This is a genomic window from Halovivax cerinus, from assembly GCF_024498195.1.
Classification (GTDB): domain Archaea; phylum Halobacteriota; class Halobacteria; order Halobacteriales; family Natrialbaceae; genus Halovivax; species Halovivax cerinus.
Window position 1 is genome coordinate 2,691,180 of sequence record NZ_CP101824.1, and the last position, 24,582, is coordinate 2,715,761.

Below are 24,582 nucleotides of genomic sequence, written 5' to 3' on the forward strand. Positions count from 1 at the left end.
GGTACACCATCGGACGATTCCACCGACATACCGTCCTCGGGTACGCCCCGGCCCGTTTCCGTCGAGTACGGTACCCGTCCGAAACCCCCATTCCCGACCATCTCGTCGTCGCCGTCGAACGTGCCGTCTCCACTCCGCCCCTATTTCCATTTCGCTCCCCAGGGATATTGGACTAAATCGGTGGTGTAACCGTTCTCTCGTGCGGTCAGTCAGTGGGGGTTTCAGAAGCCTTTTCCTCTCCCCCGGGCAAGGGCCGCTAGAATATGCCAGCGGATCTCAACTGGGCCATCGGCGGAGAAGCCGGGGACGGTATCGACTCCACCGGCAAGATCTTCGCCCAGGCGCTCGCCAGAGCTGGACGGCACGTGTTCACCTCGAAGGACTTCGCCTCGCGCATCCGCGGGGGGTACACAGCCTACAAGATCCGAACGTCCGTCGACGACGTACAGAGCGTCGTCGACCGCCTCGACATTCTCGTCGCGCTCACCCAGCGCACTATCGACGAGAACCTCGACGAAATGCACGACGGCAGCGCCGTCATCTACGACGGTGAGCGCTCCTGGGAGGCGGAGATTCCCGACGAGGTCACCGCCGTGGACGTCCCGTTGAAGACGCTGGCCGAAGAGGCCGGTGGAGCGATCATGCGTAACGTCGTCGCGCTCGGTGCCGCCTGCGAGATCACCGGGTTCGACGTCGCGTACTTAGACGAGGCCCTGGAGAAGCGCTTCGGCGGCAAAGGCTCGAAGATCGTCGAGAACAACAAGGAGGCCGCCCGGCTCGGTCGAGACCACGTCCGCGAGGAGTACGACCTAGACCACCTCGGCTACGACCTCGAAACGACCGACGAGGACTACGTCCTGCTGAACGGCAACGAGGCCATCGGGATGGGCGCTATCGCCGCCGGCTGCCGATTCTACGCCGGCTACCCGATCACTCCCGCGACGTCTATCATGGAGTACCTGACGGGCCGGATCGACGACTACGGCGGTCACGTCGTCCAGGCCGAGGACGAACTCTCGGCGATCAACATGGCCCTCGGCGCGGCACGCGGCGGCGCCCGTTCGATGACGGCGACCTCCGGTGCCGGGATCGACCTGATGACCGAGACGTTCGGCCTGGTCGCTACGAGTGAGACGCCGCTCGTCATCGCCGACGTCCAGCGCTCGGGCCCGTCGACGGGGATGCCGACCAAACAGGAACAGGGCGACCTGAACATGGTGCTCTACGGCGGCCACGGCGAGGTGCCGCGATTCGTCGTCGCCCCGACGACCGTCACCGAGTGTTTCTGGAAGACCGTCGAGGCGTTCAACCTGGCGGAGACGTATCAGACGCCGGTGTTCCTCGTCTCCGACCTCGCGATGTCGGTCACCGAACAGACGTTCCCGCCCGAGGCCTTCGACATGGACGCCGTCGAGATCGACCGCGGGAAGATCGTCTCCGACGAGGAAGTCGAGGAGTGGCTCGACGACGAGGGTCGATTCCGCGCTCACGCTGCAACCGACGACGGAGTCAGCCCGCGTGCCCTCCCGGGGACCCTCGACGGGGCCCACATGAGCACCGGCCTCGAACACGACGAACTCGGCCGCCGGACGGAGGACACCGACGTCCGCGTCCAGCAGGTCGACAAACGAAACCGGAAGGTCGAGACCGCAAAGGCCGAAGAGGACTGGGACTACCGCGAGTTCGGCGACCCGGATGCCGACGACCTCGTCATCTCGTGGGGCTCGAACGAAGGTGCTCTCATCGAGGCGCTCGACCTCCTCGAAGAGCGTGACGTCTCGGTCCGCGTCCTGTCCGTACCGTACCTGTTCCCGCGGCCCGACCTCACAGAGGACATCGAGGCGGCCGACGACGTCGTGGTCGTCGAGTGCAACGCCACGGGGCAGTTCGCCGACGTTATCGAACACGACACGCTGACGCGAGTCAAACGGATCAACAAGTACACAGGTATCCGCTTCAAGGCGGACGAACTCGCGGACGACATCGAAGCGGAACTCTCCACGGAGGTGCCAGCACAATGAGCTCAGACGTCCGATTCACCGACTTCAAGTCCGACAAGCAACCGACCTGGTGTCCCGGCTGCGGCGACTTCGGGACCATGAACGGCATGATGAAAGCCCTGGCGAACACGGGGAACGACCCGGACAACACGTTCGTCGTCGCCGGTATCGGCTGTTCCGGCAAGATCGGGACCTACATGCACAGCTACGCGCTCCACGGCGTACACGGGCGCGCTCTGCCGGTCGGCACCGGCGTCAAGATGGCCCGTCCCGATCTCGAGGTGATGGTCGCTGGCGGCGACGGCGACGGCTATTCGATCGGATCCGGTCACTTCATCCACGCCGTTCGACGGAACGTCGACATGTCCTACGTCGTCATGGACAACCGCATCTATGGACTGACCAAGGGCCAGGCGTCGCCGACCTCTCGATCGGACTTCGAGACGTCGACGACCCCCGAAGGCCCCCAGCAGCCGCCGGTCAACCCGCTAGCGCTGGCGCTGGCGTCGGGTGCGACGTTCATCGCCCAGTCGTTCGCGTCCGACGCGATGCGTCACACCGAGATCGTCGAGGCTGCGATCGAACACGACGGCTTCGGCTTCGTCAACGTCTTTAGCCCGTGCGTCACGTTCAACGACGTCGACACGTACGACTACTTCCGTGATACGCTGGTCGATCTCCAGGAGGAGGGTCACGATCCGACCGACTACGAGGCCGCGGAGGAGGTCATCCTCGACGCCGACAAGGAGTACCAGGGTATCCTCTACCAGGACGACGAGTCTGTCTCCTACGGCGAGCAACAGGGCCTCGGCGATAACATGTCGGAGATTCCGGATGGCGCGCCCGAGGACGCCATGGACCTCGTTCGGGAGTTCTACTGACCGCTTTCCGTTCGCGGACTTCGACGCTACAGCGACGTTCGAGGAGGTCTCGACTCGGTTTCACACCGTCCCGACCGACTCGTCTCCCGTCGAGTGGGAACCGTCACACCAGTTCATGGGTGGTGGTAGCATAGATCTACGTAGAGGGACGATGACTACCGCTCACCGACACCCGCCAACGAGGACCGTACCGTCCGTCGATGCGGCGACGAAACGTGCGATCGACGCACTCGAATCGGCCGGCTACGAGTCGATCGACGCCGCGGTGCCCCACCAGACCCGATCGACGTGGATCGTCCCGGCGACGACGGCCGACGGTCGAGTACGAGTACACGTCGACCCCCGTTCCGGTGCGACGCGAGTCGTCGAGACGTCTGAGTGATGGCCCGAGGACCGACGCACCGACGATCCCCGGGTTGTAGCGCCACGACGCCACGCAGAGCGAGTCGTCCGGGACGGAAGCGATAGCCGTCGGTGACTGAGGTGACGCAGTCGTCCGTAATGGGACAGCCGCTCGTCCGTAACGGAACAGCCACTCGTCCGTAATGGGACAGCCACAGTCGTTCGCGTCGGGCGTCGTCGAGCGAATCGGGCCGTCACTCGTCGACACCAGCAAGCGTTATGAGGGTTCGGTCCACCCTGTCGAGTATGACGGAGTTCTCGACACGAGTCGAAAACGTCTCGATCAGTGGCATCCGCGAGGTGTTCGAAGCGGCCGGGGATGACGACATCAACCTCGGCCTCGGGCAGCCGGACTTCCCGACGCCCGAGCACGCCTCGCAGGCCGCGGTCGAGGCGATCGAGTCACACGAGGCGGATCCCTACACGGGAAACAAGGGGATACCCGCACTCCGTGAGGCGATCGCCGGCGCCTACGACCGCGAGTACGGACTCTCTGTCGATCCGGGTGACGTCATCGCGACGGCCGGCGGGAGCGAGGCGCTTCACCTCACACTCGAAGCCCACGTCGACGCGGGGGAGGCGGTCATCTTTCCCGATCCCGGTTTCGTCGCGTACGATGCGCTCACCACTATCGCCGGGGGCGACCCCAACCCCGTCCCTGTGCGCGAGGATCTGACACTCGACCCCGCGACCGTCGAGGACGCCATCACGGAAGACACCGCGGCGTTCATCGTCAACAGCCCAGGTAACCCGACGGGGGCGGTCGCCTCCGAGGACGACGTGCGCGAGTTCGCCCGCATCGCCGACGAACACGACGTGCTCTGCATCTCGGACGAGGTGTACGAACACATCGTCTTCGACGGCGAGCACCACTCGCCGATGGCGTACGCGGAGACGGACAACGTCGTCACCGTCAGCGCCTGCTCGAAGACGTACTCGATGACCGGCTGGCGACTGGGCTGGGTCACGGGGTCGAACCGTCGCATCGAGCGCATGCTTCGCGTCCACCAGTACGTCCAGGCCTGTGCCTCCGCACCCGCCCAGTACGCCGCCGAAGCGGCTCTCTCCGGGCCCCAGGACCCCGTCGAGGAGATGGTCGCCACCTTCGAGGAGCGCCGCGACCTGGTGGTCGACGGCCTGGAGGACGCCGGCCTCTCCGTCCCGACCCCGTCGGGCGCGTTCTACGCCATGCCGGAGGTGCCCGAGGGCTGGTGCGACGAGGTACTGGACCGGGGCGTCGTGGTCGTTCCCGGCGAGGCGTTCGGCGAAAACGGTCGGGGGTACGCTCGTCTCTCGTACGCGACCGGGACGGAAGAACTGAAGGAGGCCCTGGAGATCATCGACGCGGCGACGCGGGCGGTCCGGTAACGCGACTCGAGCCGGGGATTCGCATCGATGCGTGCCCAGCAGCCGACGCGTTGAGGCGAGTCTCGCGGCCGTGGCGTCGAGGCTCGCTCGTTCTCACCGACTCGGTCGACCCCCGACGGTTTTGTTCGCGTCCGTGGTGGAGATGCCTATGGCCGTCTCCCGCCACGGTTCGGGCGTCCGAGCCGACATCCGGGCGTACGCGTCGCAGGTTCACCCGGTGTTCATGCTGCCGCCGGTCGCGGCGTCGCTGTTCGGCGCCGTCCTCACGACCGATTTCGAGCTCGTCCCGGCTGCGGTGCACGCCGTGGCGATCTTCGCGGCGGTCTACACGGCGCACGTCAAGGACGGCTACGTCGACTACCACGTCCGAGGCGAGGACGACGATCACCCGCTCACCGTCGCCGGCTGCCGGTTCGGCCTCGTCGGGGCGACGACGCTCTTCGCGGGTGCCACGCTCGTCCTCGCCGTCGACGTCACCCTCCTCGCCGCCGTCCTGACCCTGCCGACCTGGGTGATCGCGTACCTCCACGCGCCGCAGTTAGACGTCCACCCGATCGGGGCGACGATGGGCTACCCCGCGGGAATCGGGGTGGCGATCCTGGGCGGGTACGCGTCCCAGACCGGTGCGGTTTCGACGCTCGCGATGGCGTTCGCGTTCGTCTTCGTACTCGTACTGACGGGGATCAAGATCGTCGACGACACGACCGACGTGGCCTACGATCGAACCATCCGAAAGCGCACGGTTGCGGTGGTTCTGGGACCCGATCGGGCCGTCGCCCTGGCGTACGCGGTGATCAGCGTCGGCCTCGCGATCTGCCTCGCGTTCGCACTCGTTGGACTGTTCCCGCCGGGGAGCGTCGCTGCCGTCCTCTCCCTCGCGCTGGTCGCGATCGCCGCCCATCGGGCACCGCCGAAACTCGCCACGATGTTACTGATTCGTGGCTCGTACGTCTTTCTCGCCGTCCTCGTCGCGGCAGTCTGGTTCGAACCGCTCGCGAGCGTCCTGTGAGGACGCGAGTGGCTCGGGTCACTGACCGACGGCAACTGCCTGACCGACGCCTCGAAGTCCGGCCTCGCTGCCGAACTCACCTCGGGTTGTGCTGTCTCGCCCGCCGAGTATGCTACCCGGTCGCCTACTGTCGGTCATTTCCGCTCGGTGTCCACTACCGACGTGTCCATTCCAGCGACCGGTCGCCATCCTCGAACTCCCTCGTCATATGCTACCGTTCCTCCCGTCCACTTATACGACGCGATGATCTATATACCGTATGAGTGAAGAATCCGGGCGGCGGAACCTCCGCATGCCCTCGAACGACGAAGTGTTCGCCGTGGTCACCGACCACCTGGGCGGCAACCACGTGCAACTGCAGTGCGCCGACGGCGTCGAACGGCTCGGACGCATCCCCGGTCGCATGAAGTACCGCACCTGGATCGAAGAGGACGACGTCGTCGTCGCCGAACCCTGGGACTGGCAGGACGAGAAGGCGACCATCGAGTGGCGATACACCAGCCAGGACGCCACGCAGCTGCGCCGCGAAGGCCACATCGACTGATCGAGCCGATTCTCTTCGTCTCTCTCTGCCCGAAGTGGACGCGCCGCCCGTCCCCTCGGTGTGTTCCGACCCGATAGAAACCGAGCCTCGGTCCCGTCTCTGTCCGTGCGCCCGCGACGGTGACGGCCGCGGAAACGTTTTTACGTCACATGTGCGACGCTCACGTATGACGCACGACGTCGCGTTTCTCACGGACCTCGACCTCCGGGACGAGCAGGTGTCGGTCGCCGAGGGGCGACGCGAATCCCACGCGGCCGACTGGGGTGCCTCCCAGCTCGACGAGGGTGTGCTCCCGGACGCCGTCGTCTACCCCGAATCGACCGCCGACGTCTCGGTCGTCCTCGCCGCAGCGACCGACCGCGGCGTCCCGGTCACGCCATACGCGGCGGGGACCGGTCTGGAGGGGAACGCGGTGCCGGCCCACGGCGGTGTCAGTCTCGACCTGACGCGGATGGACGCGGTCGTCGACTACCGGCCGGACGACTTCCAGATCGACGTTCAGCCGGGAGTTATCGGCTCGGCGATCGACGCGCACGTCGGAAGCGACGGCCTGTTCTTCCCGCCCCTACCCTCGTCGGGAGACATCTCGACGATCGGCGGCATGCTCGCCACCGACGCGAGCGGCATGCAGACCGTGAAGTACGGCGAAGTGGCCGACTGGACCCTCGGTCTCGAGGCCGTGCTGGCAGACGGGACGGTGATCCGGACCGGCTCGCGAGCGGTGAAGACCTCAAGTGGGTACAACCTGACCGACCTGTTGATCGGTAGCGAGGGGACGCTCGCGGTCGTCACGGAGGCCACCCTGGAACTGGCCGGACGACCGGCACAGAAACGCGGGGCGCGTGCCATCTTCAAGACGCTCGACGCGGCGACCGCGGCCGTCTCCGACGCCGTCCGCTCTGGTGTCGACGTCGCCCGCATCGAAGTCGTCGACGGGCTGAGTGCCCGGATGGCGAACGCGTACCAGGGGAGTGACCTTCCGGACGCGCCCATGGTCTTCCTCGAGTTTCACGCGAACCACGGCGTCGACGAGGAGATCGCCCTCTGCCGGTCCATCTTCGACGAATACGCCCTCGATCGCTTCGAGACGGACGGGGACGAAACCGAGATGGCGGACCTCTGGGCGGCGCGACGTGACCTCGCCTACGCCGTCGCGAGCTACGACGCCGATCTGGATCCGCTCCACCCGGGCGACGTGACGGTCCCGATCAGCGCCTATCCCGAGATCGTCCGCGAGACGAAGCGGTTGGCCGACGAGGCCGACCTGCTCGTCCCCTGCTTCGGCCACGCCGGCGACGGTAATCTCCACTACAGCGTTCTCGTCGACCGGTCCGACCCCGACCAGGTCGAGCGCGGCGAGGAACTGTACGCCGCGATCGTCGAGCGCGCGATCGAACTGGGCGGGACAGCCACGGGCGAACACGGCATCGGTCAGGGAAAACGCGAGTATCTCGAACCGGAACACGGCGACGGTGCCGTCGACGTTATGCGATCGATCAAACGCGCGCTGGACCCAACTGGTACGCTGAACCCTGGCAAGATCTTTCCGGAGTCGGAGTAAGGGGAGCGGGTTCGGGATCCGGCGAGTGACGAGTGATCGGTGTGGTCGAGTTGGGACAGGGGCTACTCTGATCAGTCGTGGACGAGCACGTCGAGGACGTCCGGACCGTCGCGAGCGAGCGCGTCTCTCAGGGCTGGCTCGATCTCCTCGGGCGTCTCGACGAGCGTTCCCCGTGCGCCGTGACTCTCGGCGTTGGCGACGAGGTCGACGGGCGGATCGAAGTCCATCCCGGGAAATTCGTAGTCGGCTTCTTCGCCACCCATGAGGTCCAACGTGTTGTTCTTCAGGATGCGGTAGTTGCGGTTGTCCGAGACGACGACGGTCAGATCGAGGTCGTATCGGGCGGCGCTGTACATCGCGTGTGGGTAGTAGAGGTACGAGCCGTCGCCGACGAAGCCGACCACGTCCCGAGGGTCGTCGCGATCGGTTTCGGCGATGGCGGCGCCGACCGCGGCCGAGAGGCCGTAGCCGAGTCCACCTCCCTTGTTCGAGATGTACTGTTCGGGTTCGAACGACCAGCGCGTGAGCATCGCGTACTTCGAGGTGACGCCCTCGTCGACGACGAACGCGTCACCGGCGACCCGTTCCATGGCGTCGACGAGTTGGGCCTTCGAGGCGCGGGGGTCGTCTGGCTGCTCGTCGCTCGTCATCGTCGCCATCTGTGCCTCGACCATCTCGGAGACGGCGTCGACGTACTCGAGACGCTCCTCGCGGACCGCCTCGGGGAGTCGCTCAGCGACGCGATCGGCGACGGCCGCGAGCGCCTGCCCCGGATCACCGACCACCGCGACGTCGGCCGGCTGGTTCTTGCCGACCTCCCAGACGGCGTCGCTCACGTGCAGACAGGTCGCGTGGTCGGGGACGAGCGGCTCTTCGTGGCGGGTGAGCGTGGTGTTGGTCGAACAGCCCGCGAACAGGATCGTCTCGGCCGACAGCAGCGTGGAAGCGAGGTCCTCGTCCGGCGGGACGTGCGAGATCCACTGCGGGTGGTCGGTCGGGAAGTTCACCTCGGAGGAGAGGATCTCGCCGTGGACGCGGGCACCCGACGCCTCGGCCAGATCGACCGCGGCCTGGACGGCGTCGACGCCCGCGCGGGCGACGTGATCGCCGACGACGACGATCGGATTGTCGGCCTCGACGAGCGCGTCCGCTGCCCGCTCGATCGCGTCCGGATCGCCGGGCCCCGCGGTCGGGATCCGCCCGAGGCGCTCTGGCTCGTCGTCTGTCTCGGCCATCGTCACGTCGAGCGGGAGACCGAGGAAGACGGGGCCCGTCGGCGGTTCGAGCGCGACGCGGAACGCCCGTCGGAGCATCGTCGGCAGCGCGTCCACGTCTAACACCTCGTCTGACCACTTGCAGAACTGGTCGGCCATCGAGGCGAGTTCGCCGGAGAGGATCGGCTCCTCGTGGCGGAAGTCCGTGCTGTGGTTGCCTGCCGTGACGACCAGCGGCGCGCCGACCATCTTCGCCGCGTACAGGTTCCCGAGTCCGTGGGCGAGCCCCGGAGCGATGTGGAGGTTCACCACGCCGACGGGCAGGACGTCTGGGTCGTGGTGTGCGTGGTAGCGGCGCGTCTGGGCGTATCCCCCGGCCATCCCGACCGCGACGTCCTCGTGGAGCCCGAGGACGTACTCGACGTCGCTCTCGCCGAGCGCGTCGATGACCGGTAACTCCGTCGTTCCGGGGTTGCCGAAGACGTACTCGACGCCGTAGCGTTCGAGGGCGTCGACGAAGAGGTCGGCGCCGGTGTCCATCGTCATGGGCTACCGTCTGGCGCGAAATTACATCAAGGTACGCGTCGATGGCATCGGTGATCGGAGTCGAGCGTGGTACGGCCGCACTCGACGGAAGCCACTCAGGCCGTCGAGACGATCTTGATCACGTCGCCCTCTTCGAGTTCGTACTCGTCGGAAATCTCGCGCGAGGAGCGGGCGTCGACGGCGTGGAGGTAGCCGTCGCCGATGTCGGAGTGGACGGCGTAGGCCAGGTCGACCGGCGTCGAGCCGCGGGGGAGCAAGAACGCGTCGGGGAGGACGTTGCCGCTCCCGTCGGACCACTTCGAGGCGTCCTCGACCGGGTAGGCGGTGAGGTGGTCGAGTAGCTCGTAGATTGCGTAGTCGAATGCGGCCTGGACGCCCGTGCCACCCCACTCGGCCATCGTGTCGGCGAGCTCTTCGAGGGCGTCGCGCTGGGCGTCGCTGACGCCCTCGCCGATCTCGATCGTCTCGTCGCCCGGGTCGTAGTCGACGAGGTCGTTCTCGGCGGCCCGTCTGAGGGCGAGTTCGCCCTCCGCAGTCGTCGGAATCACGGGTTTATCGAGGTCGAGCAGGCGCTCGACGTTCTCCTGTGGGGCAATGTCGATCTTGTTCGCGGCGACGACGATCGGTTTGGTCGTCGCGCGGACCTCGCGGGCCAGATTCTCGCGGTGTGCGTCGTCCCACTGGATCGGGTCGTCGGGGTACTCGAGGTCTCGAAGTATCGTCGCGATCTCCGTGGGGCCGGCACCGAAGCCCGAGAGCATCTCGGCGAGTTCGTCGTCCAGGTCGAAGTCGGGTGAGCGGGAGGCACGCTCGACGCCTTCCCAGTTGCGATCGACGATGCCGGCGAGCCAGAGGTCCATCTCTTCCTCGACGAAGTCGATGTCTTCGAGTGGATCGTGCGTGCCGACGTCGACGGGTTCGCCTTTCTCGGTCGTCCCGCCGGAGGCGTCGACGACGTTTACGATGACGTCCGCGTTCGTCAGCGCGTCGAGGAACTGGTTGCCGAGACCCTTCCCCTCGTGGGCGCCGGGGACGAGACCGGCGACGTCGATCAACTCGACGGGGACGTAGCGCTTGCCGTCCTCGCAGTTGTCGGCGTTACAGCGCTCCTCGCGTTCGAGACACGGACACTCGGTTCGGACGTAGCTCACCCCTCGGTTGGCGTCGATGGTCGTGAACGGGTAGTTGGCCACGTCCACGTCGGCCATCGTCGCCGCCGTGTAGAACGTCGACTTGCCGGCGTTCGGCTTCCCGGCAAGCGCGATCGAGAGCATACCCCTCCTTGCTGGGAGGCGGAGAATTGTCTTTCGGTCCGCGAGATCTGTCGGTGCCCGATGTCGGGACAGCGGTGAGACGGCGGACCGGACGGAGGCAGAAATAGCGTTTTCGCCGTGACGTCCAACTCGGAGAGGTAGCAACGACCGTCCGAACCCGGATCGAAAATACACGCATACCGGTATGTGCAAGATAGCAACTGCTATGCCGGACTGGGTCGGATCTCGTCCGTGGCCAGTGGCGGCGAGCGTGATGGCTTCGAAGAGTGGCGGATCGGCGTTTGTTACCTGCTCGGTATCCTCTTTTCGATGGCTCTGAGTGGGCTGTTGTTGAGCGAAATAGGGTTCGGGGGGTACGAGTACGTTAGTATTCTCGTCGGTATCTGCGTGTTTTTGGCACTTTCAATCGTGACCGAGTGAGTCCGTGTGGACCTGTTCGCCCGTCGACCTGTGCCGCCGAACGATGCCTGCACTCGTGCGTATTTGTACGTTGATTGTCAAGATGCCGGTGCTATCGGTTACACAATGGCCAGTAGATAGCCCGCGACGGTAGTCGTGGACGGTTGTCAGAGGCTGACCGCCATCATCACTTCGTCGACGTACTCGCCGTCGATCTTGTAGTGGCCCTCGCGCACGGCTTCGGTCTCCCAACCGTGTTCCGCGAGGAACTCGATCGCGACGTCGTTCGTCGAGGGGACGCTGTTGTAGACCCGTTCGTAGCCGTTCGATCCGGCCCACTCCAGCCCCCTGGCCAGCAGGTGCGAGCCGATGCCGTGGCCGCGGTAGTCCTCGATGACGCCGACGGTGAGTTCGGCGGTGTGACTCAGCTTGTCGAGTTCGGGCGCGTGGATGTGCACCCAGCCGACGACTTCGTCGGCGACGGTCGCGACGAAGAACATCCGCGATTCGAGTTCGTTGTGTCTGAGCAGTGCGTCCTGGTGGTCGATCTCGTCGGCCACGGACTCGGCGACGATGTAGCGCCGTTCCCGGGCGACCTGCCGGATCGCGCCGACGACGCCCGCGAGATCGACCTGGCGTGCCGGGCGAATGTGGAAGGTAACCTCGCCACTCGCGTACTCCTCCTCGGCGCCGGCGTCGAGCGCGACGTGGTAGTGATCGCCGTCCGCTTCCAGGTAGCCGTCTCGTTTTAGAATCGCGACGTGGTGTCTGAGCCCGCCGGGATCGACGGGGAGCTCATCCTCGAGCTCGTCCATCGTTGCCGTCCCGTGGCGCTCGACGTACTGGTAGATGGCCCTCCGATCGTCGTGTCCGAACTCGAGCGTGTCGACAAATGCCATGGGTAACGATAACTCGCACCACTACTTAACTGTTGGCAGCCCCGGCACCGGGAATTCGACGGAATGGCCTGAGGCGAGTACGACGGAACCGTCCCTTACCAAGACGGTCGTGCGTCAGTTGCGTGGCGCCGACGTGGCCACTCTATTTGACACCCCGCTACGGGATGGAGTGTGAGTGAGACGTGGTATCGGGACGGACGGTACCGTGGGACCTGCACAGTCCCGTCAGGCGTCAGTCATCCCTCCGACAGGGGTTCGTGTGTCAGTCGGTAGCGTCGGCCGGCGGGCGTCGTCGCTCGTTCGACGGACTCGACGTCGTACAAGAGCAGGTTGCGCTCCTGTTTCGTGGTCACCGGAAAATCGTAGTGCCGTGCGTCGTACGCGGGCGACTCGCCGCTCGCTCGCCGTTCCGAGACGAACTCGCGGTGGCGATCGAGGCGGCGTCGGCCGACGTCGGCGGCCATCGACCGGACCGACGCGACCCGCTCTGCGAACACGTCGAGTAACCCCTCGTCCAGCTCGACACCGACCGACGATCGACCGGCGCACATCGCCGCCAGACTCGTCGTCCCCGTCCCCCAGAACGGATCGAGAACCGTGTCGCCGTAGACGCTGTACATACAGCACAGCCGGTACGGCAGTTCGAACGGGAACGCCGCGGAGCGCTCTCGCTCACCCTCGTCGGGAAGCGTCTGCAGTTCACCCGTCAGGTCGGTCCAGAGGTCAGTGAACCAGCGGTTGCGTTCCTCCCAGAAGTACGCCGCTTCGTACCGTCGGTCGGCACCGGGTTCGAACGACCGCGACTCCGCCCCTTTCCGGAAGACGAGTACGTACTCGTGTTCGAGCGTGACGTAGGCGTTCGGCGCCAGCATTCCGCTGCCCATGAACTTGGCGGCGCTGTTCGTCGGCTTCCGCCAGAGGACGTCCGGGAGGGGATCGAAGCCGCGCGACTCGAAGTCGGCGGTGACTCGTGCGTGGTTCTGGTAGACGCGAAACCGATCGTCGACCGACCGCGTCGCGTCCCCCACGTTGATACAGGCCATCCCGCCGTCGACGAGGACGCGCTCGACCTCGTCCCAGACCCGGCCGAGCTGGTCGTGCATCAGGTCGAACGCCTCCCGACCGTCCCCCTCGTCGAGTGCCGATCCGATCGCCGGGTCCAGCTCGGCGAACAGGTCGTCCCACATCTCGATCATCGGGTACGGCGGCGAGGTCACAACCAGCTCGACGCTCTCGTCGTCGATCGAGTCGAGGGACCGGGCGTCGCCGACGACGATTCGGTGGGTCGTCTCCACGATGCACTCTGTCGGCGTCGGTCCCTTAGCGCTTTCGTCACTGGGAGATGGACACGCGGTCGGCGCCTGCGTGCGACCGACTGGAATCGTCCGCTCACCGGCTCACGAGAAGCCCGCTCGCAAGCTCACGAGGATTGTACGCAACCGGTTCACGAGGATTGCACACAACCGGCTCACGAGGCGTTGGACGACTCGTCGGCTCCGTCAGTGTCCGAATCGCCGTCGGCGTCTCCCGTCTCGGTTTCCCCCGTCGACTCGCCATCGGAGTCGTCGACCGTCTCGGAGTCGCCGCCCGCGTCGGACGCGTCGTCCGTGCTGGACGGTTCCTCTGTGTCTGTCGATTCCGAGGTGTGCTCACCCTCGTCGGTGATCGTGTCCACGATACTCGACGCCTCCTCCGTCGGCGATTGCACGTCGTCGATCGGTTCCCACCCGTCGTCGGAGCCGCGTCGACGGCGGAGATACGCGATCGCCGCGGCAACCGCGACGAGCGTCAGGAGTCTGGTGAGCCAGGATCCACCCGTTCCATCACCCTCGTCGTCGTTCGTCTCCGTGTCGGCGACGGGATCGGGCGTCTCGACCGGCAGTGATTCGGCCGCTGGCTCGACCGATGACGTCTCCGACGATCCGAGCAGGTACCCCATCGCGGCGCCGACTGTCCCGGCGCCGACGACCAGTGGTATCGAGACGCCTCGTCGCGACCCCTCCGCGTCTTCGACGGCTTCGAGAATCGACTCACGCATCGGTGACTCGAGACCCGCCCCGATCGCCTCTTTTACGAGCACCTCCGGCAAGCGCTGTTCGGTGGCCATAGCTCACGCCGTCACGATCCTGGTAAATAGTAGTGTACCACGTTTCGATCCAGGCTCGGGAGCGCCACCGGGATAATCGGGTATTTCCCGCAGGCGTATACCGCGTAGCCACTTCCTACCGCGGTGCGCTCACGAGACAGTCAGACTCGAGAACGCTTCGCCTCCCGAGTTTCGAGCCGGACCGACAGCTCGGTTCCATCGGACCTACAGCCGAGACACTCACGTCCGGCCACTCCCGGTATCGATCGAGTAACGATAGGTATCGACGACCTGGGTTGGTCTATGCGTCCGTTGCGAGGCCCGGCTCGAACCCGACGGCCAGCCCCGATCGCCGACGTCCGCACGGCGTTCTGGGTCTCGCTGATCGATACGGTGACCATCGGGTGCTGGTTTACGCTCGTCGTGATAGAATCGCGAACCCACTTTACGGCTCTCGCTGGACTCGGCGTCCTCTGGTTCGGTGCACTCCTTCGAACCGGATTCGTCGTCACCTCTCTCGGGTGGGACCACACCATGACGAACCCGCGGTGGATTGTCGTCTCCGGAATCTACACGGCGATCTGGATCGGGTGGTTGTTGATCGCCGAAGGAATCGGCGGCCGGATCGGCGTCTCACTGGCTGGCGCGGTGCTCGTGGTCGCCCTCACGCTTCACTTCGCTATCGCGAACGGGATGGCCCGGCCGCGCGCACCACGCTCTCCCGAGCCGGGGTCGATCGACTGGTCACTCGCGTTGGCACCGGCCGTGGTCCTCGCGAGCGGCGCGACGGTACTTCTCGGGTTGGTCTGGTACGTGGACGTCACGATGTACGCGACGACACTCGCCGTCGGTACGCAGACGATCGTCCTCGAGGTGGACACGATCGCCCACGGAATCGCCGCGTTCGGATGCGGTTCGTTCCTCGGAACGCACCGGCTACTTTCGAGTGCCGCCTCGTGGTGACGTGTCCGAACCGAGCGTCGACCCGTCGTCGGCACCGACCAGTTGCAGTGAACGTGTCGCTACGTCTGCAGGCGAGCGGTCGTCTCGTCACCGTCGTCGTCGACCGCTACCAGTCCATCCTCGGACAGATCTGTCAGCAGGTCCCTGAGCCACTCACGACCGTGCTCGCCGTTCGGCGCGTAGTCCACCCGAATGCGGTGGCCGAGAGCGTCGATGGCCAGCTCGTCGTGGGTTCCGAGGAGCCGAACGATCCGCCCGCGGAACTGTCGACGGCTCCCCTCGAAATCGGGTTGTGTCGGGACGTCGGGTGCCGTAAAGTCGCCGTTTTGGTAGGCGTAACACCACTCGCGCCACGGACAGCCGGCCTCGTCACACCGTGGGCGCTTCTCGCAGGCGACACCGCCGAGTTCCATGATCGCATTGTTCCAGACGCGGGACTCGCCGTCCGGCATGAGCCGCTGGGCGACTCTCTCGAACGCTTCGTCGTCGTCCGGAACGTCGAACGCGCGGTACAGGACCCGCTTGACGTTGGTGTCGACGACGGCGTCGCCCGCGTCGAACGCGAAACTAGCCACCGCGTTGGCAGTGTACGGTCCGACGCCCATGAGTTCCTGCAGTTCGCCCGGTGACTCGGGAAACGACCCGTCGAACTCGTCGACGACCTGTGCGGCCGCCTCGTGGAGGTACCGGGCCCGGTTGTTGTATCCGAGGCTGTGATCGCTCCAGAAACCGACGACCGCTGCGCGGTCGGCCGCGTCGAGCGACTCGACGGTCGGCCACCGATCGAGAAACGCACGCCAGGCGTCGACGACGCGGTCGAGTTGCGTCTGCTGGCTCATCACTTCGCACACGAGAATCGCGTACGCGTCGTCGGTCTCGCGCCACGGAAACGAGCGGTGGTCCGACTCGTACCACTCGATCAACGCCTCCCTGAGTCGTCCAGCGTCTTCGGGTACGAACCGCCCCGTCTCCTCGCTCATCGCCCGGGGTTGGGACGTGGGTCGTTTAGGCGTGGCGATTTCCGGACTCGTCGCGAAATCCCTTTCCACGCGGCGGTCCACGTGCCGTGTATGAGTCTCGAGACGCTCGCGGACGAGATAGAGTCGACGTATAACGGGCTCGATTCGTCGGTATCAGTCGAACTCGACGGAGAGACCAGACACGAACTCGCGATGTTGATCGCCGCGCTCGACCCAGACGAAGCCGACGAGCTCGTCCGCCGGGCCGTCCACGGTCTGTTCCAGACGACGGTCGAGACCGGCCGCCTCGACTTTCACCTCCGGGCCGGCTACGACGTCACGTACGACGAGTACCTCTCCGGAATGACGTTCGACGAGATGACGGGCGCCGATCAGTACCCACAACTCGACGACGAACGACGGTACCAGTTCTAGGGGTGATTTGTGGGTATGGGTTCGGGCGGACCGTGAACGGTTCCGGCCCCCGGCCGACGGGTCGGTGCCACACGTCGCGTCTCCGTCACGGCCGTGCTCCAGCGCGTCGCGACGTCGTCCTCAGTGGCCGCCGTCGGTCGTCGCGGTGGTGACGTCGCTCGCCGCGTCTTCGACCGCCGATCCGAACAGGTCGACCGCGAGGTCGATCTCTCGTTCGGTGACGTCGAGTGGCGGCAGCAGGCGAACCGTTCGGTGCCCACACCCGAGTGTCAGCAGGCCGCGTTCGAGCGCCGCCTCGACGACGCGCTCACGACGGTCTTTTCCGTCGAACTCGACGCCGATCATGAGTCCCGGCCCACGAACGTCCGTGACCCCCGGGAGGGCAGCGTCGACGAGCGATTCACGGAGATGACGGCCTCGCGTTTGGACGTTCTCGAGCAGATTTTCCTCCTGTATGACGTCGAGCGTCAGCGCCCCCTGGAACGAAGAGAGGAGGTCGCCGGCACCCCACGTCGAGGAGATTCGGCCCGTCTCTTCGGGGAAGACGTCGGACCGTGAGACGGTTGCTCCGACGCGCATTCCCTTCGCACAGGTAATCACGTCGGGCGTGAGGTCCAGGTGGTCGACGCCCCACATCTCACCGGTACGACCCAGCCCCGACTGGATCTCGTCGGCGATGACGGCGACGTCGTACTCCTCGCGGATGGCCTGGAGGTCGCGTGCGAACTCGGGGTGGGCGGGTCGGTATCCCCCTTCACCCTGGACCGGTTCGACGATCACGTACGCGAGTTCGGCGGCGTCGACGACGCCCTGTGAGGGGTGAAGTTTGTCCGCGAGGACGTTGCCTCCGGGCCCGTCGGTTCGCCACCGACGATCGTACGCTTCGTCAGTCGATGGGTAGGGAATCGACATGATGCCCGGGATCTCGGGGTATCCCTTCCGGTGAACTGTCTTCGACCGGTTGAGAGAGAGTGCCCCGAGGGTCCGTCCGTGGAAAGCCCCCTCGGTCGTGACGCCGCGGTGGCCGCCGCTCGCGTAGCAGATCTTGATCGCGTTCTCGACAGCTTCCGCCCCGGAGTTCGAGAGGAAGACGGTGTCCATGTCGTAGTGGCTCGTGACGTCCGTCAGTCGCTCCATGAGTTCCGTCGGGCCCGGCCGGTCGCTGTCTTCCGGCGGCCAGTCGCTACTGACGTAGAAGTCCTGGCCCGCGATCTTCGTCGGATCTGGCAGGTCGAACGCGGCGAGTTTCTCTTGCAACGTCGGGTTGTTGTATCCGAGCGGTGCGGCGGCGACGTGGCTGGTGAAATCGAGGAGCACGTTTCCGTCGACGTCGGTACAGAACGGCCCGATCGCCGGTGCTGACGTGTCCCACACGAAGTCGTAGACGTACGTACTCGGTGCCGAATACTGGTGGTGATAGTCGGCCCACTGCTGGGCCCGGCTTCCTGGCATCGACTCGACCGATGGCTCAACCGCGTCTCTGTCCATAGGTACGCTGAGTAACGAGTACGCTAAAAAATATTCGTTGTCCGCGTCGAATCGAGTCCGGTGCTCCGCCAAGGTCGGTGCGTCCCGTCGTGGCACCCAGCGGTCGTGGCGACCGGCGGCGATAGCCCCGAAGCCGTCCGATCGACAGCACCCGTGGCCACGTGGTTTGTCCACTGGTCGTCAGCTGTGTTCGAGTGACGATCAGTTCTGACGCAGACCGTCGCGACGGATCGTCACTGCGGGACGTACTGCGCTTCCCACTCTTTTCGTGCGTCGAGTTCGCGTTTGCCCCGTCGTGTTAGTGTGTAGAAGTTCGTCCGTCGATCACGCTGGCCCTTCTCGACGAGTCCCTTGTCCACGAGGGTGTCCAGGTTCGGATAGAGGCGGCCGTGGTGGATCTCCTTCTCGTAGTACGCTTCGAGTTCTTCCTTGATCGCGAGTCCGTGGGGCTCTTCTTTCCCCGCAATGACGTAGAGCAGGTCGCGCTGGAATCCGGTCAGGTCGTACATGGCTAAGTACTATCGGTCCTTATTCTCGGAATTTTATAAATATTCCGAGTTACCGTTCCCAATCTCGTCCAACCTTGAGTTCGTGGCTGATTATCACCCGCTGACGCTACTCTCGGTTCGAAGACCCGTCTCTCTCGCGTGTTTTCGTCTTTACAGGTTAGGTGACGGACTGGCGATCGGCGGTCGACCATCTGGTGAGTCATCCGTACGCCTTCTCGATCGAGTGTGAATTCGGCGGAGACGCCGCTACGCCGAAGTGATCGTGGACCTGGGGCTCGTCGATGTGCCACGTAGCACACACCTGTCGGTTCGCTGGTACTGTGTGCGTCGGAAACAGGAAAGCGGATCTCGCGACCTGAAAAGGGTCGCGAGATTCGCTTGCCGCCCTGAATTGGTCCCCGCTGACGCTTCGGCCCTCCAAGCGAAGCGTCACCTGAATCGAGCGCATCCCTCTACTTAAATGTACCGACACAGTTCAAACTGTTCGGAACAGTCAGAACCGACCGATAGTTTCGTTGGATGATATGGACAGTAACGGTGGTAGTCAGATCTCCCGACGGAGAGGAGTGTCGTCCACCGTTTACGTTACATCTCTCTCGTCTTCACCTACCGAGCCCGGTGGCCCGACGCTCCTGAGTTTACATGTGTTCTTCTTCGAGCACCCAGCCGAGCGCGCGTTTGTAGTAGGTGAACATCTCCCTGACGCCGTCGTGTCGCATGTCCTCGCTCTCGAGTTCCTCGGCCAGGAACTCGTACTGCTCGCGAACGTCGGATTCGTCTCGCATGGATGCGCTATTCGCGCGCGGGTCACCTAAAGCCCCGGCTGCCCGGCGTCGTCCGCGTGTTGCGCATTCGTCCCGGGTTCGTCGGCGTTACTGGTCACCCCGTGCGCTTCTTCGCCGTGAGCGGTTGTTTGCGTTCGAGGTCGCAGTCGAACGCCGGGTGTTCGACGAGGTGCCAGAGGACCGCGTGTCGTCGGCTCCCCGTCAGTCCCGGCCGTTCGAGGTCGGCCGCCGTGAAGGTGGCCGGGAGCGACTCGTAGCGGTCTCTCAGTTCGTCGAACGAGTCGAACACCTTCCGGTTGCCGGTCGAGGTGACTCCGCGACGTTCGACGACGTATCGCCCGTCGGGGCGTCGGGTTCCGATCGTTCGTCCCAGGACGCGCTCGGTCGCGAGCGCCTCGTCCAGGGCCCGCCGGAGGTCCCTCGCTGCCGATTCGGTGAGTCGGAGTTCGTGTCCGTCGACGCGTACCCGGACGACGTCCCGTCTACCGTCGGCTTCGGACTGTCGGCAGACCGTTCGAACGGCTGTCCCATCACCGGAGAATTTCTCGATCAGGAGCGCGAGTACTCCGTGGCATCGCTGTCCGCTTCTTGCCGGATCGATGTAAGCGTTTGCCTCGACCGGTGTCGATGGGTCTTTGGCCGCGGCGAGCGTCGGTTCCGGGTATGAAGGTCCGGGGTGAGCGCGAGTGCACCGAGTGCGGGACGCGCTGGTCGTACTTCGAGACGGGGGCCGTCGCGTGTCCAGGCTGCGGCAGTCTCCGCAGCGTCGGTTCGGGCGACCGTCGACGACACACCGACGCCCCAGTATCACTCGATCTCACTCCCGTCCGTGCCGAAATAGACGACCGACCCCTGACCGACCTGACAGCGCACGCGACGGAACTGTGTCGCGAGTACGTCGCCCGCCGCGGGTTCATCTCCGGAGGCGACCTCCGTCCTCTCGACGAGACGTTCGTCGCTGCACTCGAACTCCGGTACGTTGATGGCCTACTCGCTGGCCGGCGGGCGCTCGCCGACGACGAACGACTGTACACGCTCGCCTTGCTCCGGGACGCGGACGAAGGAACCCGACCCCCGGTCTCTGACGTACCCGGCTCCGTGCGTTCGGCACGCGGGCTCGCCGTCTCGCGCGCGGTGACGGAGTACCGTCGAGCGATCGGTGACTGGTGCGACGACCGTCGGCTCGAACCGGAGATGGCGACCGCACTCGAGACGCTCACCGATCACGCCACGCGACTCGACCAGCTCGATGGCGACGTGCGTCCCGAGACGGCAGAAACCATCCTCACGGCGGCGGGGTCGCTCGGCGACGCGATCCGTGGAGAGAGCGAGTGCGATCCCGACGCGATCGTCGCCGACCTGGACGACCTGGAGTACCTGGAGTGAGTACGCCGCCGACGCCGATCAATCGATCCCGCCGACGCCGCTCGCCGCGTCGGGCAGGTCGTGCGGTTCGGCGTCGATCCCGAGTTCGTCGAGCGCCGCTTTCAGGTGCTCGTCCTTCGCGTACTCGGCGCCGTCATCCTCGCGGATGCGCTGGGTCGTGGCGAGTACCTCCGCGCGGCGGTCGTCGGGGATGTCGTACTTGTCCGTCGTGAGTTCGATCACGAGTCCGTCCTGGTCGTGCGTGTACAGCGACTGGAAGATTCCGCGGTCGAAGACGTTGTAGCCCCGACCCTTCTCGTCGAGTGCCTCCATGACCTCCTCGAACCGGTCGGGGGCGAAACGAAAAGCGAGGTGGTGGACGGAGCCGACGCCGCCGCGCTGTGGGTTCGGGTTCGACGGCCGATCGCCGACGAAGAACGTCACGATGCGGCCGTCGCCGGTGTCGAAGAACAGGTGGGTCTGGGACGGGTCGTCGAGGTTCGGCTGGCGAAGCACGAGTCGCATCCCGAGTACGTCGCGGTAGAACGCGATCGTGTCCTCGGCGTTCGACCCCCAGATCGTGACGTGGTCGGTCCCGGTGGTTCGCATCGGACTATCGGGTCGCTCCGCACTCACGGGAATGGATTCGTCGCTCATAGGTGACTAGTGGCCCTTCGACGGGAAATAGCTGTGTCTCGCGGCAGTGCCACGATGGCGAACCTGACACAGGTCGCAGAGAGACGTCGTCCGGACGGGCGTGCGTTCGACCGAGGGCGGGCTATGGAAAAATGCTGGCCGCCTTTACGGAAGACCGCTACGGAAGGTCGACTTCGACCCCTTCCTGAATGCCTGCTGCCTTGACCGTGTTGTACAGCAACATCGCACGCGTCATCGGGCCGACGCCGCCGGGGACGGGTGTGATCTTGCTCGCCTTCGGTTCGACGGCGTCGAAGTCGACGTCACCGACGAGCTCGTATCCCTTCTCGGTGTCCGCGTCCACGCGGTTGATTCCGACGTCGATCACGACGGTTCCCTCGCTCACCATCGAGGCGTCGATCATGGCGGGGACGCCGACCGCCGCCACGAGAATATCGGCCTGGCGCGTCTTCGCAGCGAGGTCCTCGGTCCGCGAGTGGGTCACGGTCACCGTCGCGTTGCCGTCGTCGGCCTTCTGCATGAGCAGGTTCGCGAGCGGCTTGCCCACGATGCGCGACCGGCCGACGATCGTCACGTCGGCACCCTCGGTGTCGACGTCGTACGCCTCGAGCAGTTTCTGGACGCCGTGAGGCGTACAGGGGCGGTACCGGGCGTCCCCGGCGACGAGCCGACCGACGTTCTCCGGGTGGAAGCCGTCGACGTCCTTCTCGGGCGCGATCCGACGGATCACTTCGCGGTAGTCGACGTGGTCCGGGACGGGATCCTGCACGAGGTAGCCGTGGACGTTCTCGTCGGCGTTCAACGAGTCGATCGTCTCGTAGAGCGTCTCCGGGTCGGCGTCGCCGTCCACGTCGACGTGGTGGCCCTCGATGCCGACCTCCTCGCAGTCGCGCTGTTTCATGTTCACGTAGGTCTGGCTCGCGGGGTCGTCACCCATCAGAACCGTTGCCAGACCGGGTCTCGCACCGGCGTCGGCCAGCGTCTCGATGGCGCCTTCGAGCTCGCCGCGAATGTCAGCTGCAACTGCGTTCCCGTCGATATGTTCGGCCATACTCGAATCCCCGAAGCGGATCGTAAAGAAGGCTCGGCTTTGCCCCTGGCTCCGGGTACACCGTCAGCGTCGCCGCGGACCGCTTGTCGCCGATAGTGTCTGATTTCGACAATAACTGTCGGTTTGATATAGTTTTACGGTGGTCGGTTCGAATTCCACTGCATGGTCGATCCGTCGATGGACGCGTTGCACTCCCACGTCGCCGAACACTTCGGGGACGCTCTTCGGAGCGTCGCCGGCTACGACGAGGAGGGTCTCGACGTCCGGTACATGCGCGACGACGTCGCCTCGCTGTACGACGAGGCTGATCACGGTCGAGTGTTTCGAAATCTCCGCCTGGAGGCGATGGACCACCCGACGCAGGAGTCGCTGTTCGCTCACGACGATCTCCAGAGCACCTACCGGGTCTACGACGGAGCGATCGAGGTCCACATCGCCGTCTCGGAGACGACGGGTGTCCTCGTCTCGCTCGACGACGATGCCGACGTGGACCTCCGGGTGACGACGGATCGGCTCCTAGAGGCCCTCGAACGGTCATCCGCCGCGAGTGACGCCGATCCGCGACCGGGTGACGAGGCGTCGTCGACCGACGCCGAGTAGCACCGTGACCACTACTTTCGTCCCGAACGAACGCGGTCGGCGTCCGTCGGGGTTCGACGACGAACCGTCGCCGGGGACACTCACTCGGTAGAACCGGTGTCTCGTCGGTTCGTCGTCATCCGTCTGACCGGGAACGGTCACTCGTACAGAGGGTTCGCCTCACAGAGGGTGGCGACCTCGTCGCGGACCGACGCGCGAACGGCCTCGTCGTCGGGGGCGTCGATCACGCGCGCGATGAGATCGCCAACCTGTTGAACTTCGTTCACATCGAAGCCGCGCGTCGTCAGCGCCGGCGTTCCGGCGCGGATGCCGCTCGGGTCGAACGGACTGCGCGTCTCGCCGGGGACGGTGTTGGCGTTGAGGACGATGTCGGCCGCCTCCAGGGCGTCTTCGGCGTCCCCACCCGACGTATCCGGGTGTGACTCCCGCAGGTCGACGAGCACGAGGTGATTGTCGGTACCGCCGGAGACGAGCGAGAAGCCGTGATCGACGAGCGTCTCCCCGAGCACCTGTGCGTTCTCGACGGTCTGTTCGGCGTAGTCTTCGAACGCCGGTTCGAGCGCCTCGGCGAAGCCGACGGCTTTGCCGGCGATGTTGTGCATGAGGGGCCCGCCCTGGCCACCGGGGAAGACGGCCGAATCGACGTCGTCGGCATATGCCTCGTCGGTCATCACGATCCCGCCGCGGCCGGCCCGGATCGTCTTGTGCGTACTGCCGGTGACGAAGTCGGCGACGCCGACGGGTGACGGGTGGACGCCGGCGGCGACGAGTCCCGTGATGTGTGCGATGTCGGCGAGGTGGAGCGCGCCGACGTCGTCGGCGACGGACTGGATCGTCTCCCACTCGACCTCACGCGGGTACGCGGAGTACCCCGAGACGATGATGTCGGGTGCGAACGCTTCGGCCTGCTCGGCGAGGCCGTCGTAATCGATGTAGCCCGTCCCCGCGTCGACCTCGTACTGTTCGACCTCGTAGAGCTGGCCGGTGAAGTTCGCGGGGTGGCCGTGGCTCAGGTGCCCGCCGTGGTTGAGATCGAGCGAGAGGATCTTGTCGCCGGGTTCGAGCATCGCGTAGTAGACCGCCTGATTGGCCTGCGTACCGGAGTGGGGCTGTACGTTGACGTGTTCCGCGCCGAAGAGTTCTTTCGCGCGCTCGATAGCGAGACTCTCGACCGTGTCGGCGTGTTCGCAGCCGCCGTAGTAGCGCGCTTCGGGGTACCCTTCGGCGTACTTGTTCGTCAGGGCGCTCCCCTGCGCACTCAGTACCGCTTCGCTCACGTGGTTCTCGCTCGCGATCATCTGTAGCGACGTTCGCTGTCGGTCGACTTCTGCCTCTAGCGCGTCGGCGACGGCCGGATCGACGGCCCTGACTGCATCGTGGTCCATACGCGATATCGGGCCGGGCCGGGCCATAAGTGTACCTTTCTCCATCATCGAACCGGGTGCGCGGAATCCGGCCGTGATGGGTCGGACGTCGAGCACTCGGGGAGCCTCGGACGCCGATCACCCAGAGAATTCCATCGCTGACCGTCGTACGAAACCCATCAGTCGATTTGGATTTACGTGTTATCTGTGTGAACTTCGTCCG

General features: G+C 65.4%; 25 protein-coding genes. 12 read left to right on the top strand and 13 right to left on the bottom strand.

The features are described 5' to 3' along the window. The first annotated feature begins 263 nt into the window (after positions 1–263). The 7 genes from NO366_RS12650 (at position 264) to NO366_RS12680 (ending at position 7,765) form a co-directional block, all read left to right on the top strand. On the top strand, positions 264–2,021 hold the full coding sequence (locus NO366_RS12650; protein WP_256531151.1) for a 2-oxoacid:acceptor oxidoreductase subunit alpha: 1,758 nt from the start codon (positions 264–266) through the stop codon (positions 2,019–2,021). Next, complete coding sequence (locus NO366_RS12655) at positions 2,018–2,881, top strand: 2-oxoacid:ferredoxin oxidoreductase subunit beta (protein ID WP_256531152.1); 864 nt, start codon at positions 2,018–2,020, stop codon at positions 2,879–2,881. The genes NO366_RS12650 and NO366_RS12655 overlap by 4 nt, the downstream gene beginning before the upstream one ends. A gap of 151 nt (positions 2,882–3,032) precedes the next feature. Next, on the top strand, positions 3,033–3,263 hold the full coding sequence (locus NO366_RS12660) for a hypothetical protein (RefSeq protein WP_256531153.1): 231 nt from the start codon (positions 3,033–3,035) through the stop codon (positions 3,261–3,263). Positions 3,264–3,529: 266 nt separating this feature from the next. Continuing rightward, complete coding sequence (locus tag NO366_RS12665; RefSeq protein ID WP_256531154.1) at positions 3,530–4,651, top strand: pyridoxal phosphate-dependent aminotransferase; 1,122 nt, start codon at positions 3,530–3,532, stop codon at positions 4,649–4,651. A gap of 148 nt (positions 4,652–4,799) precedes the next feature. Continuing rightward, positions 4,800–5,660, top strand: a complete 861-nt coding sequence (locus NO366_RS12670) for a UbiA family prenyltransferase (protein WP_256531155.1) — start codon at positions 4,800–4,802, stop codon at positions 5,658–5,660. Between the two features lie 259 nt (positions 5,661–5,919). Further along, complete coding sequence (locus NO366_RS12675; protein ID WP_256531156.1) at positions 5,920–6,204, top strand: translation initiation factor eIF-1A; 285 nt, start codon at positions 5,920–5,922, stop codon at positions 6,202–6,204. A 166-nt stretch (positions 6,205–6,370) separates the two neighbouring features. Then, positions 6,371–7,765 carry an FAD-binding oxidoreductase gene (locus NO366_RS12680; RefSeq protein ID WP_256531157.1) on the top strand — a complete coding sequence of 465 codons (1,395 nt, stop codon included), beginning with the start codon at positions 6,371–6,373 and terminating at the stop codon, positions 7,763–7,765. Between the two features lie 71 nt (positions 7,766–7,836). Here the strand turns inward: NO366_RS12680 and NO366_RS12685 are convergent, their stop codons facing one another. Beyond that, positions 7,837–9,525: a thiamine pyrophosphate-binding protein gene (locus tag NO366_RS12685; protein WP_256531158.1), complete on the bottom strand. Its 1,689-nt coding sequence runs from the start codon at positions 9,523–9,525 to the stop codon at positions 7,837–7,839. 95 nt (positions 9,526–9,620) lie between these two features. Beyond that, positions 9,621–10,799, bottom strand: coding sequence for a redox-regulated ATPase YchF (locus NO366_RS12690; RefSeq protein ID WP_256531159.1), 1,179 nt, complete (start codon positions 10,797–10,799; stop codon positions 9,621–9,623). 231 nt (positions 10,800–11,030) lie between these two features. Here NO366_RS12690 and NO366_RS12695 point away from each other — a divergent pair, with 231 nt between their 5' ends. Beyond that, positions 11,031–11,219, top strand: coding sequence for a hypothetical protein (locus tag NO366_RS12695; protein WP_256531160.1), 189 nt, complete (start codon positions 11,031–11,033; stop codon positions 11,217–11,219). A 146-nt stretch (positions 11,220–11,365) separates the two neighbouring features. Here the strand turns inward: NO366_RS12695 and NO366_RS12700 are convergent, their stop codons facing one another. The 3 genes from NO366_RS12700 to NO366_RS12710 form a co-directional block, all read right to left on the bottom strand. Next, positions 11,366–12,097, bottom strand: coding sequence for a helix-turn-helix domain-containing GNAT family N-acetyltransferase (locus NO366_RS12700; protein ID WP_256531161.1), 732 nt, complete (start codon positions 12,095–12,097; stop codon positions 11,366–11,368). A gap of 236 nt (positions 12,098–12,333) precedes the next feature. Further along, positions 12,334–13,392 carry a DNA-methyltransferase gene (locus tag NO366_RS12705; protein ID WP_256531162.1) on the bottom strand — a complete coding sequence of 353 codons (1,059 nt, stop codon included), beginning with the start codon at positions 13,390–13,392 and terminating at the stop codon, positions 12,334–12,336. A gap of 173 nt (positions 13,393–13,565) precedes the next feature. Then, entirely contained in the window at positions 13,566–14,204 is a 639-nt protein-coding gene (locus NO366_RS12710; RefSeq protein WP_256531163.1) for an MSCRAMM family adhesin SdrC, read from the bottom strand. A gap of 282 nt (positions 14,205–14,486) precedes the next feature. On the opposite strand from NO366_RS12710, the gene NO366_RS12715 reads away from it, so the two are divergent. Then, positions 14,487–15,146 (top strand): hypothetical protein, encoded by a 660-nt coding sequence (locus NO366_RS12715; protein WP_256531164.1) that lies wholly within the window; start codon positions 14,487–14,489, stop codon positions 15,144–15,146. A gap of 59 nt (positions 15,147–15,205) precedes the next feature. Here the strand turns inward: NO366_RS12715 and NO366_RS12720 are convergent, their stop codons facing one another. Continuing rightward, complete coding sequence (locus NO366_RS12720; RefSeq protein WP_256531165.1) at positions 15,206–16,126, bottom strand: HhH-GPD family protein; 921 nt, start codon at positions 16,124–16,126, stop codon at positions 15,206–15,208. Positions 16,127–16,216: 90 nt separating this feature from the next. On the opposite strand from NO366_RS12720, the gene NO366_RS12725 reads away from it, so the two are divergent. After that, entirely contained in the window at positions 16,217–16,540 is a 324-nt protein-coding gene (locus NO366_RS12725; RefSeq protein ID WP_256531166.1) for a ribbon-helix-helix protein, read from the top strand. A 120-nt stretch (positions 16,541–16,660) separates the two neighbouring features. Here the strand turns inward: NO366_RS12725 and NO366_RS12730 are convergent, their stop codons facing one another. The 4 genes from NO366_RS12730 to NO366_RS18670 all read right to left on the bottom strand — a co-directional run bounded on the left by NO366_RS12730 (position 16,661) and on the right by NO366_RS18670 (position 20,067). Then, the gene (locus tag NO366_RS12730) at positions 16,661–18,028 is read right to left on the bottom strand and encodes a class-III pyridoxal-phosphate-dependent aminotransferase (RefSeq protein ID WP_256531167.1); all 1,368 of its coding nucleotides are present in this window, start codon (positions 18,026–18,028) and stop codon (positions 16,661–16,663) included. Between the two features lie 233 nt (positions 18,029–18,261). Then, positions 18,262–18,537, bottom strand: a complete 276-nt coding sequence (locus tag NO366_RS12735) for a PadR family transcriptional regulator (RefSeq protein ID WP_256531168.1) — start codon at positions 18,535–18,537, stop codon at positions 18,262–18,264. A 638-nt stretch (positions 18,538–19,175) separates the two neighbouring features. Further along, a complete protein-coding gene (locus tag NO366_RS12740) occupies positions 19,176–19,322 on the bottom strand; it encodes a hypothetical protein (RefSeq protein ID WP_256531169.1) in 147 nt (48 codons plus the stop codon). Positions 19,323–19,416: 94 nt separating this feature from the next. Further along, positions 19,417–20,067, bottom strand: coding sequence for a DUF7528 family protein (locus NO366_RS18670; protein ID WP_425493222.1), 651 nt, complete (start codon positions 20,065–20,067; stop codon positions 19,417–19,419). On the opposite strand from NO366_RS18670, the gene NO366_RS12750 reads away from it, so the two are divergent. Further along, entirely contained in the window at positions 19,986–20,708 is a 723-nt protein-coding gene (locus tag NO366_RS12750; RefSeq protein WP_256531171.1) for a DUF7117 family protein, read from the top strand. The two genes, NO366_RS18670 and NO366_RS12750, sit on opposite strands and share 82 nt — an antisense overlap. Positions 20,709–20,726: 18 nt before the next feature. Here the strand turns inward: NO366_RS12750 and NO366_RS12755 are convergent, their stop codons facing one another. Then, complete coding sequence (locus NO366_RS12755; protein ID WP_256531172.1) at positions 20,727–21,344, bottom strand: VOC family protein; 618 nt, start codon at positions 21,342–21,344, stop codon at positions 20,727–20,729. A gap of 157 nt (positions 21,345–21,501) precedes the next feature. After that, entirely contained in the window at positions 21,502–22,395 is an 894-nt protein-coding gene (gene folD, locus NO366_RS12760) for a bifunctional methylenetetrahydrofolate dehydrogenase/methenyltetrahydrofolate cyclohydrolase FolD (RefSeq protein ID WP_256531173.1), read from the bottom strand. Positions 22,396–22,557: 162 nt separating this feature from the next. Here folD and NO366_RS12765 point away from each other — a divergent pair, with 162 nt between their 5' ends. After that, complete coding sequence (locus NO366_RS12765; RefSeq protein ID WP_256531174.1) at positions 22,558–22,995, top strand: DUF7522 family protein; 438 nt, start codon at positions 22,558–22,560, stop codon at positions 22,993–22,995. 137 nt (positions 22,996–23,132) lie between these two features. Here the strand turns inward: NO366_RS12765 and glyA are convergent, their stop codons facing one another. Further along, positions 23,133–24,380 (bottom strand): serine hydroxymethyltransferase, encoded by a 1,248-nt coding sequence (gene glyA, locus NO366_RS12770; RefSeq protein ID WP_256531175.1) that lies wholly within the window; start codon positions 24,378–24,380, stop codon positions 23,133–23,135. Positions 24,381–24,582: the final 202 nt, after the last annotated feature.